This is a genomic window from Paenibacillus xerothermodurans, assembly GCF_002220865.2.
Classification (GTDB): Bacteria; Bacillota; Bacilli; order Paenibacillales; family NBRC-103111; genus Paenibacillus_S; species Paenibacillus_S xerothermodurans.
The window spans coordinates 155,672-168,615 of record NZ_NHRJ02000006.1; the positions used below are offsets into that span (position 1 = coordinate 155,672).

Annotated in this window: 13 protein-coding genes and 1 riboswitch; of the genes, 4 read left to right on the top strand and 9 right to left on the bottom strand. The window is 51.1% G+C overall.

The genetic code is table 11. The features are described 5' to 3' along the window. Positions 1-65 precede the first annotated feature (65 nt). The 4 genes from CBW46_RS12625 to CBW46_RS12640 form a co-directional block, all read right to left on the bottom strand. The gene (locus tag CBW46_RS12625; protein WP_089200357.1) at positions 66-1,118 is read right to left on the bottom strand and encodes a TRAP transporter substrate-binding protein; all 1,053 of its coding nucleotides are present in this window, start codon (positions 1,116-1,118) and stop codon (positions 66-68) included. 422 nt (positions 1,119-1,540) lie between these two features. Then, positions 1,541-2,305 carry a sporulation protein gene (locus tag CBW46_RS12630; RefSeq protein WP_089200358.1) on the bottom strand — a complete coding sequence of 255 codons (765 nt, stop codon included), beginning with the start codon at positions 2,303-2,305 and terminating at the stop codon, positions 1,541-1,543. 92 nt (positions 2,306-2,397) lie between these two features. Continuing rightward, the gene (locus tag CBW46_RS12635; RefSeq protein WP_089200359.1) at positions 2,398-3,549 is read right to left on the bottom strand and encodes an AI-2E family transporter; all 1,152 of its coding nucleotides are present in this window, start codon (positions 3,547-3,549) and stop codon (positions 2,398-2,400) included. A gap of 126 nt (positions 3,550-3,675) precedes the next feature. Beyond that, entirely contained in the window at positions 3,676-4,449 is a 774-nt protein-coding gene (locus CBW46_RS12640; RefSeq protein ID WP_089200360.1) for a DUF1836 domain-containing protein, read from the bottom strand. A gap of 260 nt (positions 4,450-4,709) precedes the next feature. On the opposite strand from CBW46_RS12640, the gene CBW46_RS12645 reads away from it, so the two are divergent. Beyond that, the gene (locus tag CBW46_RS12645) at positions 4,710-6,032 is read left to right on the top strand and encodes a hemolysin family protein (RefSeq protein ID WP_089200361.1); all 1,323 of its coding nucleotides are present in this window, start codon (positions 4,710-4,712) and stop codon (positions 6,030-6,032) included. 187 nt (positions 6,033-6,219) lie between these two features. On the opposite strand, the gene CBW46_RS12650 is transcribed toward CBW46_RS12645, so the two are convergent. From CBW46_RS12650 to CBW46_RS12660, 3 genes are all read right to left on the bottom strand, one after another. Continuing rightward, positions 6,220-6,798: a hypothetical protein gene (locus CBW46_RS12650; RefSeq protein ID WP_089200362.1), complete on the bottom strand. Its 579-nt coding sequence runs from the start codon at positions 6,796-6,798 to the stop codon at positions 6,220-6,222. Positions 6,799-6,897: 99 nt separating this feature from the next. Then, on the bottom strand, positions 6,898-8,028 hold the full coding sequence (locus CBW46_RS12655) for a CgeB family protein (RefSeq protein WP_089200363.1): 1,131 nt from the start codon (positions 8,026-8,028) through the stop codon (positions 6,898-6,900). 50 nt (positions 8,029-8,078) lie between these two features. Beyond that, positions 8,079-9,185 (bottom strand): CgeB family protein, encoded by a 1,107-nt coding sequence (locus CBW46_RS12660; protein ID WP_089200364.1) that lies wholly within the window; start codon positions 9,183-9,185, stop codon positions 8,079-8,081. A gap of 458 nt (positions 9,186-9,643) precedes the next feature. On the opposite strand from CBW46_RS12660, the gene CBW46_RS12665 reads away from it, so the two are divergent. The 3 genes from CBW46_RS12665 to CBW46_RS21315 all read left to right on the top strand — a co-directional run bounded on the left by CBW46_RS12665 (position 9,644) and on the right by CBW46_RS21315 (position 10,960). After that, on the top strand, positions 9,644-9,952 hold the full coding sequence (locus CBW46_RS12665; RefSeq protein ID WP_133253976.1) for a hypothetical protein: 309 nt from the start codon (positions 9,644-9,646) through the stop codon (positions 9,950-9,952). A 27-nt stretch (positions 9,953-9,979) separates the two neighbouring features. Beyond that, positions 9,980-10,189 carry a hypothetical protein gene (locus CBW46_RS12670; RefSeq protein WP_089200366.1) on the top strand — a complete coding sequence of 70 codons (210 nt, stop codon included), beginning with the start codon at positions 9,980-9,982 and terminating at the stop codon, positions 10,187-10,189. Positions 10,190-10,563: 374 nt separating this feature from the next. After that, positions 10,564-10,704, top strand: a riboswitch (cyclic di-AMP (ydaO/yuaA leader). Between the two features lie 88 nt (positions 10,705-10,792). Continuing rightward, complete coding sequence (locus tag CBW46_RS21315) at positions 10,793-10,960, top strand: hypothetical protein (RefSeq protein ID WP_165842287.1); 168 nt, start codon at positions 10,793-10,795, stop codon at positions 10,958-10,960. Positions 10,961-11,249: 289 nt separating this feature from the next. On the opposite strand, the gene CBW46_RS12675 is transcribed toward CBW46_RS21315, so the two are convergent. Together CBW46_RS12675 and CBW46_RS12680 are read right to left on the bottom strand one after the other, a co-directional pair. After that, positions 11,250-11,708: a hypothetical protein gene (locus CBW46_RS12675; protein WP_089200367.1), complete on the bottom strand. Its 459-nt coding sequence runs from the start codon at positions 11,706-11,708 to the stop codon at positions 11,250-11,252. Beyond that, on the bottom strand, positions 11,705-12,937 hold the full coding sequence (locus CBW46_RS12680) for a glycosyltransferase family 4 protein (RefSeq protein WP_089200368.1): 1,233 nt from the start codon (positions 12,935-12,937) through the stop codon (positions 11,705-11,707). The genes CBW46_RS12675 and CBW46_RS12680 overlap by 4 nt, the downstream gene beginning before the upstream one ends. Positions 12,938-12,944 lie beyond the last annotated feature (7 nt).

The following is a 12,944-nucleotide window of genomic DNA, read 5'->3' on the forward strand; positions in this document are numbered from 1 at the left end:
GCTATGCACGGCACGCCCGCGGCAGCCTCCGTTGCGCGCGCCGATGCGTATGCTCTTGTTGGCACTTAACCCGCTTCCTTGTTAATCTTCTCAACCATCTCTTTCGCCCAAGGATACTTGCTGTAGAACTCCTCGTACAATGGCGCCGCGGCATCCTGCATCGCCTTCTTGAAGTTGTCGTCAGGCGTAATGAACTGCAAGCCTTTTTCCTGCAAAAACTTCTTATCGGCTTCAACGCTCTCTTCAAGCAGCTTCCATTCGTGGGCGGCCGATTCCTTCGCGGCATCCTGCAATACTTTCTGCTGGTCAGGTGTCAGCTTATCCCAAAACTTCTTGTTGATGATATACATGTTTGGACTGAACATATGATTGGATTCCAGAACATACTTCTGCACCTCATACCAGCCTGACGCCCGGACGGTGGCGATCGGGTTGTCCTGACCGTCGACGACCTTCTGCTCAAGCGCGGTGAACACCTCGGAGATAGGCAGCGGCGACACGGTCATACCCAACGCTTTGCCTAATGCGATGTAGTTCGGAATGTTAGGGAATCTCACGCGGAACCCTTTGAAATCCTCCATGCTGTTGAGGGGCTTACTGCTGGAAAACATCCTGAAACCGTTCGCACTCCATGCCAGTACTTTGACGCCGTGCTTAGTTTCCATATCCGCCGACATCTCCGCGCCGATCGGGCCTTCGAACACCTTCTTCGCATGCTTGAAATCCTTGAATAAGAAAGGCCATTCGCCCACCTGGATCTTTTCTATGTCGGCCTGCATAATCAAGCCGGGAATGCCCATCTCGATCGTGCCGTTACGGACCCCATCATAAAACTCTTTCTCAGCGCCGAGCTTATTGTTTTCATAGATTTCAACTTTAAGAGTGCCATTCGAGTTTTTTTCTACGAGAGGTTTAAACTTTTCACGCAGGGCCACGTTCTGCGGATGATTCTCGGCGAAATAATTTGCTACTTTGATCTTGTGGGTCTTGGCCTCCTGTCCCCCGGCGCCGGCTCCCGCGGTATCTGTGGAAGCTGGTTGGCCGCCGCATCCTGCCAGCAAAACAGAAGCTGTCAGTAAAAGAATCGCAGTAAATTGAATTCCTTTTTTTCTTCTCATGGAATGACCCTCTCCTGAATAAAGATTTTGGATAATATCTTATTTCTAGCAGCCACGATTGGGTCACTAGTAAATAATTGTGAAAACGATTACACAAAGCGTTGAAAAAGGAGTTTTTCTGCGAGAGTTCATTCAATGGCACCAGTTGTGTTTCATAATATAAAACTACGTTTTGAACAAGCCGGAAAAAAAATGAACTCTTGCGTCCGCGTCAATTGAACATTTGGTGGCCGATTCCGCCTCACAGTGGAAGCAGCCTGTGTTCGTTTGGCATTATAGTCCACGGTTTTACAAAAATCGCAGATGAATGAAAGCGTTTCATTTTCCAATTATATGCCGACTTCTAGCAGCTGTCAATCGTCTATGTAATCTTTTGCGTAACAGTGGAAAGCCCCTGCCGTATGACAGGGGCCGGTTAACGGTTACATGTATCTCCGAATCAGCTGTGATATGTGCTCTGCGAGCGCCTCATTGCCGCGGCTCACATCTTCCTCCCGGATCGTGAACCTGATGCGTGTTTCATCCAAGTCGAGCAGCTTCATGATACCACTGGATTTGCGGTCGATTTCCATGAACACTTCGACATGGTCTTCGTGCGGGAAAAAGGCAACCTCCAATTCATCCAAGCCTCGAAACTCCCGGCCCGGCTTAAATTCAAACTCCTGCACAAACGGGAAACCCATCCGTGAGCGGGGTGCATATTCGCACTCGACCTGCCGAAGCCTGAATCCCAACAGTGCCATGGCATCCAGAATATTGGCTACGATCGGGTGAGGGAGAACCTTGATATAATCGTGATCCGCCGCGTCCAGTGCGCTGGCGATGTCTAGCCCGGTCTTGACCCATACTTGAGTGCCGCCCGCGCTGATGGGGGTCGTATAAGGAATCATGAACGAAAACGGAATCTCTCTAGTGGTGTTGGCCTGTATTGTGAAGGCCTCGTTCAGTGCGAATCTGCTGATCGTCCCGTTTTCCCGGATCTTCTTATCGTCCACCTCTCGGATATAAGAAGTCGTCAGGTAAAGATAAACGGCATTTATCTCTTGCGGCACATCACCGCCTGTCACCACTACCCTGCCGCAGACTTCGCCGCCCGCTCGAACTTCGCCGGATGTGTTGTCAAGAATCGTATTGACTGTGGCCGCGCCGACGCCGATCGAAGCCAGCACATTTTTAAAGAAAGACATATAAATCCACTCCCCATCATCTTTAATCATCTACATTTTACCATAAGCCGCAGTAATTGGATAATGATGGCGAATGATACTGCCCAATGATGCTATGTCTTGGTTTGGTCGTGAGGATCGTACAAGCCGGACCGCACCTTAAACCAATCGAAAATGTGAGTAACGATCACCTTACCTACAGCGTAGGCGGGAACTGCCAGTATCACTCCCCCGATTCCGAAGAGATTCCCGGCCGTTAAGATGACGAAAATAATCGTGATAGGGTGTATGTGCAGCGATTTGCCCATGATTTGCGGGGAGATAAATTTCCCCTCTATGAGCTGCACCACCGTCCAAACCACTATAACATTCAGAAGCATGGCCGGAGACGTGACTATGGCCACGATCAATGCGGGCGTGATGGCGATCACGGGGCCCAAGAAAGGGACGACGCTGGTGAAAGCCGCTATAATGGCCAGAACCAACGCATATTCCAAGCCGATGATCCGGTAGCCGATATAAAGCAAGATACCAATGCAGAAGCTCACGATGATTTGTCCACGGATGTAGTAACTGATCTGCCGATTCATCTCGACCATAACGGCGTGCGACTGCTCGCGCAGCCCAGTGGGAATAAATCCGAGAATATACGGCGGCAGCTTGTCCCCGTCTTTCAACAAATAGAATAAAATGAATGGCACCGTGACCATTGCCAGTATGGCATTCCTGATGGCCGCTAGAAGACCGCTGATGTTCGCCCCCGCACGATTGATGATAGCAGAAATTCTCTCAGTTATGGCATTTGTCCATTCATCCGCGTCAGCGCCGGCCAGATGTTGAATTTCGGTAAACAGACGGCTGCCGGTCAATTCCTCGAAACGCTCTCTCGCTTGCTCGCTGTAACGCGGGAAGTTGTGCGCTAAGCTCATAATTTGTTCCCTGATCAGCGGTATTATTATGGAGATGACCGCTGCCAAAATGCCGAGGATCAGAAGGTAAAGCAGCAGAATAGAATAGACCCGTTTGACACCCCTCCGTTGAAACCAATCCACAATCGGATCGAGCAGATAAAACACGACTCCGGTGAGAAGCACCGGTAAAAATACGGTCTGCAGCAGTATGACCAGCGGGGTGAACACGAACGGTATCTCGTTGAACACCAGAATGTTTAAACCGATCAACAGCAAAATCAGCAGTAGTACGACGAATTTATTGTTCAAAAACAAACGTCTGAATCTTTCAGCTCTGTTGATTGACGACTCCATGGCTGGATCCCCCGATAGATGTGATGTGTACCACGTAAATACGTATTTATTCTTCCCATTTGTTGTTATCTGAACCATCGAGCGTTTGGTGTGGGTTGGAGCCGGCGTGTATGCCCCGAGGGGCTGTCAATTGAGCGTGTGGAGGAACAGCGCGGCATGCAAATATCGTCTCGCGAGCGCATGAAAATAGGCATTCCGCACGGAAACCATCGCAATAAACAGCATGTTGCGTACGGCTTCCTGCTGCTGCGGAGTAAGGTGCGTCAGCCCGTGGGTGTACTCCTCCGCCTTTTGCCGTATCGCCAACTCGGTCAATGTGTCGTAGCTGCGGTTGGCCGTGCCGTGCCCTCGCACATCCATGATCTGGTCGTGGTTCGCATCCATTTCTTCAAACAGGCGCGAGTAAGCAGCATAGAGCTCAACAGGTGTCAGTAGGTCGTCCGATTCCGTATCCGGGTTTCTGAAAACAATTTCAAACAGCTTGCGGATGGATTCGAAATCCAAGCAATTTTTCAAGTCATCTATGATAAAAAGCATCGCGGCCTGGTCAATAGAATATTTCTTGCCGACTTTGGGGGAGCCCAAGAATTCCTTAAAATCCCTTTTTACCCAGTTTTGCATCGAAGTGATAGACATATGGGTATACTCAATTTGATTGCCAAGTGAAACGATTTCTTGTAACGAAAATCCTTCCACCCGATCATGTTTCATCATTTTCTCCAGCACCGGGGTGAGCTCGGTGGACAGAAAAGCGGTGAGAGAGTGCCCGTGAGCCACATCGGCTTGGTGATTTTTTTTCCACGCTTCCTGCAGAATTGACAGTGGGGTAGTGCTTACCTTCCCCTGCATTGACAAGAGAATGACCGCCATTTCCCTGCGGGTCAGTGTGAAGGTTTCCATATACATGCCTCCTTCCGAGCGTCGGTTCAACTTTCAAGTTCATTTGAACTCATGATAAAACGCCAAGCCAGCGTTTGTCAAAGGGTGATAATGAATGAAATTGCGCCGCTGCGGGTAAGTGTTAAATAACAGAGAGCTAATATAACAGAATTCAGTGCAAACAGAAGTTTGGTAAGTCTTAAGAATTGTTTTATAATAAGTTCATATGAACTCATATGTCTTAAGTTCGAATTAATCTTATGTGATGAGGAAGGTTGATAATGGTTCTGAATCTGTTTCTTGTAGCCGTGCTTATTTTGCTGACCGCCTTTTTCGTGGCCACAGAGTTTGCCATCATTCGATTGCGCGGCAGCCGCGTCGACCAACTGATCATGGAAGGACGCAGCAACGCGATTAACGTACAGAGGGTTCAAGCAAATCTGGACGGATACCTGTCCGCCTGCCAGTTGGGTATCACGATCACTGCGTTAGGACTGGGTTGGCTGGGGGAACCTACCGTTGAACAATTGCTTCATCCCCTATTTCACGAGTTCGGCGTGGGTCCTGAAGCGAGCAGCCTGATATCCTTTCTTTTGGCTTTCGTCGTGATGACGTACCTGCACGTGGTATTAGGTGAGCTTGCACCGAAAACCGTGGCGATTCACAAGGCTGAGCAAATCAGTTTGGCGTTCGCCAGACCGATTATGATTTTTTATCGTATCATGTATCCTTTCATCTGGCTGCTGAACGGTTCCGCGAATGCATTAGTCCGCCTGTTCGGGTTAAAGCCTGCAACGGAACATGAGGAAGCGCACTCAGAAGAAGAGATTCAAATTATTGTCTCTGAGAGCTATCAAAGCGGAAAAATCAATCAGACCGAGTACGGGTATGTAAATAGAATCTTCGCGTTCGACGACATGCTGGCTAGAGAAATCATGGTGCCGAGAACGGATATGGTCTGCCTGTACACAAATAATACGCTGGAAGAAAATCTGGAAATTGTCCGCCGCGAACAGTACACGCGATTCCCTATTGCTACGGACAGCAAAGATAACATCATTGGAATGATCAATACCAAACATATTTTCCTGAACTATGAAAATAATCCTGAAACCTTCGATCTGAAGAAGTTTATCCGTCCGGTGCTGACAGTGCCTGAATACATGCCTGTGAATGCGCTGTTGACCAGAATGCAAAAGGAACGGGTTCATATCGCTCTGCTGGTGGATGAATACGGCGGAACATCGGGTATGGTCACCATGGAGGACATTCTGGAAGAGATCGTCGGAGAAATTCGCGACGAATTCGACGCGGATGAATCCAAGGAAATCGAACAGATCGGCGAGGGCAAGTACATTTTGGACGGTAAAGTTCTGCTAAGCAGTGTCAATGACCTGCTGGGCACCGACCTAAACAACGATGACGTCGACACCATTGGCGGCTGGCTGTTTAAAGAAAATCCGGACATTGAAACGGATACGGTGTGGGAACGCGCCGGCTTGACATTCCAAGTCATTGAAAAAGACGACCATCGCATTCGAAAAGTTGTGGTGGTCAAGTCAACAGCTGCGGAAAAGGCGGACGCGGAGGAAAGCACCGTCTAGTATAACGTGCAGTGATAACCGTTGCATGTGAGCAAAGCACCCGAAAAGGGTGCTTTTTTGCTGCCCTCGCAGCGGCAGCGGCGCAGATAGACAGGGTTACTGCCAGATTGATTTCAGTCCGCCCTCGTCCGGCGCGCTGCACTGCCACCCCTTCAGCCCTCGTTGCGATATGTCTGCGCCGGTATTCTTACTCCTGCAGCCCCTTATGGTAGCCGTTTGCGAAGCCCTCTTCATAGCCTTTGTTAAACGCAGCGTCATAAGCCTCTTTGTACGCCTGCCTGCGTGCCTTGCTCACTAGTGCCAGGGCGCCCTTAATTGAGCTTTTCTTGACCGGCTTCTTACCCTGTTGGGACGGCGATGGTTTTTTGGCGCGCTTTGACTGCTTGCGCGTGTCTGGGTCCTTAGCACGCTTCGAGCGGCTGGCCTCTTTCAATTGCTTAGGCTGCTTTGACGGCTTTGACTGCTCCGGCCGCTGCGCCTGCTTAGGCTGCTTTAACCGTTTTGACTGCTCCGGATGCTTTTGCTGCGCCGAGCGCTTCGATGGCTTCGAGCGCTTCGATGGCTTCGATTGCTGGAGCTCCTTCGCCTGCTTTGGCTGCTTAGCCTCCATCAGCTCCTTTAACTGTTGCGGCTGCTTTGACCTCTGTGAATGATTTGACCGCCCGGACCTCGTTTTCTGCTGCTTTGTCAGATCGCCTTTTTTGGACTTACGTGCTTTTTTATGTGCAGTCTTTATGGTTGAGATCTTCCCGATACGCGTTGTCATCCTCCGCACCTCCTGCATGATAAGTCGCCGCTTGAGCAGCATGCCTATCATACAGAATATGCGGGCGTTCAGGCGAAGGCGCATGGCACACACGCCCATTTAGCCTAAGAAGGTTTGCAGTAATTGCGCCAGCCTATGCTGATAAGTGTGCTCCATTCTGGTCCGCCTGAGAGCGTTGAGCGCTATTTCCTGCCGTTCCTCCTCATGCTGCAAATAGTAGTCTATTTTTTCCATTAGCTCGTCCGCGGAAGCGTAGGTGACAATCTCCACCCCAGGTGTGTAAAAGCGGCTCAGATCGCTGCGGACATCGACCAGCTGCAGCGTGCCGCAGGCGCAAATTTCAAAGGTCCGCGGGTTCGGCGATACAGCGGCAATCAACTCGGTATTATCATTCATCGTGGGATCATATACCGCCCTATGCAAATTGATTACCACCTTCGCGCCGTTGTAATAGCCGGCCGTCTCTTCCGGCTCCAACCAGTGGTTTAAGCTGATTTTGTGAGCGAGCAGATGATATTCCGGCAGGCGGTCCCACCATAGTCCTGAAATATAAGTATTTCTGGCTGCTAGAAACCGCGTCATCCTGTTGAAGAAGGCCACCCGATGCCAGTATGCTGAGCCGAGGAAGTTGATGTCCCGACGGTAATGTACCGGCACGGGCTTGGGCGTGAACACAGCGGGATTCGCAGCAAAGGGCAGATAGAACACCCGCGGGCAGCCATGCTGCTGGTACAGGGACACACAGGCCAGTTCCAAGGTAAACACGTAATCATAGTTTTTTACTAGATTGATGGTCACATTCGTGTAATATGGGTCGTCCGTGAGCCAGATAGCGGTGCGGATGCCCAACGCACGTACCCGTTCGAGCTGTTCGGCTGCAACGTAAAATCCCTCCAATACCAGCACCGCATCCGGCATGTGTTGTTCGGCCACCGCTGCAATATCCGCGTCCGGTCCCACGGTAATGACCTCGCGCACCATGCCGCTCAGCGCTTGCCCCACCGACATTTCAAGCGGCGGATACGGCATGGGTTTGCCGGACGTGACGTATAATATGCGTGCATCCCAGCACGGCGCCGGCGGAGGTGGAGTTTGTTTGATCACTGCTTCGCAGCGGCCCAAGTGATACCCATAGTTTGCGCCCAATCCATAGCCGGCCTTCCAACCCCGCTTCCAAGCCTTCTGTGCCGAACGGTGGCCATGCGACTTCCGCGCTGTTTCTGCGGCCATTCAGCTCTCCTCCTTCTGCGAGCAAAATCCTGGTACTTACGAAATCTCAGTTAATAGCCGAGCAACTGCAACAGTTGTTGAATGCGTGTGGTGTAAGAATGCTGCTCCAGCGTGCGGCGCAGCGCGTTCAAAGCGATAGCTTCACGCTCTGCTTCATGCGTCAGATAATATTCAGCTTTAGCTATGAAATCTTCCGGCGAATGGTAAACGACGATCTCCTTTCCCGGGGCATAAGAGGCGGCCAAGTCGCTCCTGAAATCCGTGAGCTGCAGCGTCCCGCACGCTGCCATCTCGTATGTGCGCGGATTGATAGACAGCGCCGGAATCCCAAGGCTGTTAAAGTTGTCCGTCGGATGCGCATGGTGACGGTGCAAATTGATCACAATTTTGGCTCCGCTATAATATTTGGCGGTCTCTTCCACCGGCACGAATCCTTCGTAAATGCGGTGCTGCAGCAGCTGGTAGTTCTGCAGACGCTGCCACTCTCCACCGGCAAATTTGAAGTTTTTGCCCACCAAATAGTGCGCGATCCGGTCGAAAAAAGCGGCCCGGTTCCAAAACACCACACCGATAAAGCAGATGTCCGTGTGATACTGATGCTCCACACGCTGTGGACGAAACACATCCGTGTCAGCCGCGAGCGGCAGGTATGCCACCTGACGGCAGCCCCGCCCCATGTAGAACGGGACGCAGCTTTGCTCATGGGTGAGCACCACATCGTAATACGGGGCGATAGATGCGCTGCGGTCTGTAAAGTATGGATCATCCGCGAACCACAGCACGGTACGGGTGCCTAATTCACGAATGCGGCTGATCTGATCCCCCTGATTTTCTGGGAACCCATGGAGGCCGTTCATGACCAGCATCAAGTCGGGACGCACCTGCTCAGCCAGTGCGAGCATCTGATCCGGCGAGCCAGCGGTTACTTCGCTCACCGCATGCCGCAGTGCTTTCTCAATGCCACCGTCGATGGCATGAAATCCCTGAGCGATATACAGCACCCGCATACACCGGGCCGGCGGCGGATCAGGCAGGTATTGCATGCGGATTGCGTCGCGCCGCCCCAAGTTGTACCCGTGCTGCGAGCCCAACTGTCTACCTTTTGCCATCCCGTTTTTTTTTGCGTGAATAGTTGCCTGCTTTTGTGCTTGTAACAAATGACCTCCCCCTAACCTTTAACGAAACACTTTCCGACTCAAATTGGTTGCAGCTTCAGGCTTTTCTATCTCTCGCAGCCGACTCTGGCGTTGGCTCAGATCCCATGGTGTTATGTTATGCTGCTGCTAAAACCGGCTAGTGGACGAATACCGCACGGCAATGGAAATTGGCGCATGACCACAAAAAAACCACAAACGAATTTGTGGTGAAGGGAGAAGACAGTACTTTTGCATATGTCAGGCGATGCCGCAGCTAGGCCTCTATTCTATAAACATAGGTTATTTCACTAACTTTCATATAGACGAGTTGCCATCATCAGAACGAGCACATAACGTGAAGTTGTAGACCGATTCCTCCGAGGAGTGTGAACAGATTGGCCGTAATCAGAAAGAGCAGCTCAATAAAACCCGACAGCAAGAACACAAAATCGTCAAGGCTCCTGCGCGGTGGCCAGCAGTTGAGAAGCTATGTAGAGAGCAAGTACAACATCGCACGGCGCCACATCAACAAAATGGTTTCGGAGGTAAATGAATTAAGCAACCAGATAACGATCTTGCGGGCACGAGTGGCTGGCGTGACCGCGCCGAGTGAAGCCAACCGGACGTATTTGCAATCTCTAATTGGCACTATAGTAACCGTAGGCACTACCGCTGGCCCTGTCTCGGGTCGAATCCTGACGCTGGGCGAGGATTATGTGCAGCTGGTGGAAGCGACAGGCGATCTCGTGCTAGTGCCGCTAGCAAACATCAATTATGTAAGCCAATAAGTTTCTCACGAGAGGAGTGACTGTTTGATGGACCTGATCGAAACTCTAGCCACGTTTGGCGGCGCGACCGTGGAGGTATTTTTTCCAAGTGAACTGTACACCGGAACACTACTTAGAGCCGGCGACGGCAGCTTTGATGTTAGGGTGAGCGGAGGAGACGAAGACATGCCGACGGCGGTCGCGAGGGCGACACCACGCAATGTGGGATTTATCAGAGTGCATGTGAGCACTATATAAGGAAGCATGCTGCCTGTGCGGCCCGCAGTTCACCGCTGGGTTCCCGCTATTATATGATTTATCCGCCCGCAGCGTATCTTGCCCACCGATCAGCGCCGCGCCATTCATTAAAAAAGCTGTTCGGTGGATTTGTTGTGAGAGCATTTGTAATGTTTGCTACATAGCTGTGTTTCTCGCATCCGGCCAAGGGGTAATGATAGGTAAAACTATCCACATCAAATGAATGCGCATACACTGAAGTTGTCGAGAAGGTTCCTGATCGATGGAATAGCGAAAAATACGGGTGGCGGGTATGCTTTAAACACCCTGTAATGATTGAGCTTTACAAACAGCTTGGCCAAGGGTTAAAATCACAGGTACAACTTCATATTCAAAACGGTCAATCGCTGAATTTTCTGACGAAAACCGGGGGAACCAGGATCATGGGGTGAATCGGCGTTTCACTGAACGTCGTAGGGCGAATTCTCACCGCCCGAATCCGTCAGCTAACCTCGGAAGCGAAGTGGGAAGGATAGATGTGTATAAAAACACGGGTATCTAGCCTTGTGTTTTTTTGTTTTCCTTCCTTATCTACTTGCAATTTTTGAGAGGAGGATTACGGGCATGTCCAGTAAAGAGAAATTATTGCATCTATTCGAAGAGCTGAATGAGAGCGATCAAAAAAAGGCGTATGAATTCATCAAATCGCTGGCTCACCATAGCGGCATACAGATGAAGAATCAAGAAGTCATACAAGTATTCGGCAAAAATTACTTTGTAGTTCCTGATTGATTGTTCACATCGGGAGTCACCCCTCCGCGCGTTGCTTGAGCTCCGGTTACCGGTATCCAGCACTCTGGGTGTTATCTCCGCCAAAGTGCGAGATGGCTGGTGCCCGGGCTCTGTTCGGGCTTTAGTTATGCCTGGACAACTGTATCTTCCTCATGCTCTGACTGGGCCGGGCGGCATTATTTTGCCCGAGCCGCAGCATGCCGCTGCCACATCCATCGTCTATTCCAGCACCTGGCATCGTCGATTCCACACCATCCGGGATCGTGTATTCCACGCCATCCGGCATCATCTATTCCACACCATCTGGCGCCGGCACGGGAATATCTTGCTCATCGAACACACCATACCTCTGCATCACCGTGAAGTCCACGATGCGCTCAAACAACGGATCAATGATTGTGTAATCGCGCGGCACCGCTTTTTTAATTTTACTCCATACATACTTATCCACGTTCATTGGGCGAGCTGAAGGCAGTGAAAACATGGGGTCAAACAGATTGCCGGACATAACGGTGCGATCCAGTGCCCGCTTGCTTGGCAACGTGCTTTTGCCACTACGATGCTTCACGGAACGGTACCTCAGCCTCTTGCCCGCAGCAGCATACGTGCGCTGTTTATTCACCGCGCGCTTGGCGGTGCTGTTTGGAATAAAGCGGCTCGCCGGCCGCTCTCGCTTGGTCTGCGTAAGCCGGCTGTTAGAGCTTTCCGCTTCCGCTGCGGGTAGGATCGGATTGTTCAATTGTGTCATACCGCATGCCCCCCACTATGCTTCATTATTGATTGCTGATACACCGCCAGTGTGCGGGCGACCATAATGTCCAGAGTGTGATGCTGCATCAGCCGCTGTTTCGCGTTACGCACCATTCTGTCTACGACCGTGCGATCACTCAGGATGAACTGTAGTTTTTCGCTCAACGCGCGGCTATCTCCAGTAGGAAATAATACACCGGTGCATCCGTCTTCGATCATTTCCGGTATCCCGCCGGCTGCGGACGCCACCACCGGCTTACCCGCGGCCATCGCTTCCAAAATTGCATACGGGCAATTGTCAATCAAGCTCGGCAGAACCACTGCGTCGGCTTTGCGCAGCAGCGCCGGCACATCGCTGCGGTTGCCGAGAAATTGCACATGGCTCTGCAACGACAGGTCTTCTGCCATCGCCACCAGCTTATCCTGCAACGGTCCGTCGCCAACGATCCAACACAGCCAATTTTGCCGTTGCTGCCCAAGCGTCCGCAATGCCTCCAAGAGTATACGGTGCCCCTTTTCCGTGACCAGACGAGCCGGACAAATGAAAATCATCTGATCTTCCTTAACGGGAGCAGCAGCGGCAACAGTAGGCGGACTGTCGTCGGCCATCATCTTATGCCGCATCGCTGCAATATCAAGCCCGTTCGGAATGACTGTGAACTGCGCGCTATCTAAGTGATACATCTCTTGAAATATGTTTGCCAACCAATGTGAGGGCATAATTGCGCAGTCCGACAGCTTCGAACCGGCATGCTCGAGATCATGCACATACTTTCTACGGATGGCTCCAAAGTCATGCTGCCGGGAGAACAGCTCCTGATACAGGCTGCCGTGTATCGTGGCGACCAATGGAATACCCTCGGCAATTCTCTGGAAAGCCCGTGCTGCGAACACATCCTGTGCGTGAATGACATCATAATCACGGATACCGAAATAGCTCGCCGCGAGAGCGAAACCGCTCCGGGAGATTTCCAGATTTTTAATCCAAGGGTCGATGAGTTCCCACTGGCGATGAAAATATTGCTGGAACTTCGTGCTCACCAGGGAGTTGATCTTGATTTGCTGCAGCCCCTGTTTAGAGGATAGGAGGTACTGGGAGTTTGTCATCGAAAACAAGTCCACCACGTGCCCCCTTCGTTCAAGCCCCTCTTTTAGAGTACTAACGTACTGCCACATTCCCCCTACGTGAGGGAATTTGGCTAAAAATGAAGTAAGAAGAATTCTCATAGGTCCC

Bases quoted from the DNA above. Each gene is read 5' to 3' on its own strand.
- CBW46_RS12625 (WP_089200357.1), bottom strand. From the start codon at position 1,118: ATGAGAAGAAAAAAAGGAATTCAATTTACTGCGATTCTTTTACTGACA.
- CBW46_RS12630 (WP_089200358.1), bottom strand. From the start codon at position 2,305: ATGTCTTTCTTTAAAAATGTGCTGGCTTCGATCGGCGTCGGCGCGGCC.
- CBW46_RS12635 (WP_089200359.1), bottom strand. From the start codon at position 3,549: ATGGAGTCGTCAATCAACAGAGCTGAAAGATTCAGACGTTTGTTTTTG.
- CBW46_RS12640 (WP_089200360.1), bottom strand. From the start codon at position 4,449: ATGGAAACCTTCACACTGACCCGCAGGGAAATGGCGGTCATTCTCTTG.
- CBW46_RS12645 (WP_089200361.1), top strand. From the start codon at position 4,710: ATGGTTCTGAATCTGTTTCTTGTAGCCGTGCTTATTTTGCTGACCGCC.
- CBW46_RS12650 (WP_089200362.1), bottom strand. From the start codon at position 6,798: ATGACAACGCGTATCGGGAAGATCTCAACCATAAAGACTGCACATAAA.
- CBW46_RS12655 (WP_089200363.1), bottom strand. From the start codon at position 8,028: ATGGCCGCAGAAACAGCGCGGAAGTCGCATGGCCACCGTTCGGCACAG.
- CBW46_RS12670 (WP_089200366.1), top strand. From the start codon at position 9,980: ATGGACCTGATCGAAACTCTAGCCACGTTTGGCGGCGCGACCGTGGAG.
- CBW46_RS21315 (WP_165842287.1), top strand. From the start codon at position 10,793: ATGTCCAGTAAAGAGAAATTATTGCATCTATTCGAAGAGCTGAATGAG.
- CBW46_RS12675 (WP_089200367.1), bottom strand. From the start codon at position 11,708: ATGACACAATTGAACAATCCGATCCTACCCGCAGCGGAAGCGGAAAGC.
- CBW46_RS12680 (WP_089200368.1), bottom strand. From the start codon at position 12,937: ATGAGAATTCTTCTTACTTCATTTTTAGCCAAATTCCCTCACGTAGGG.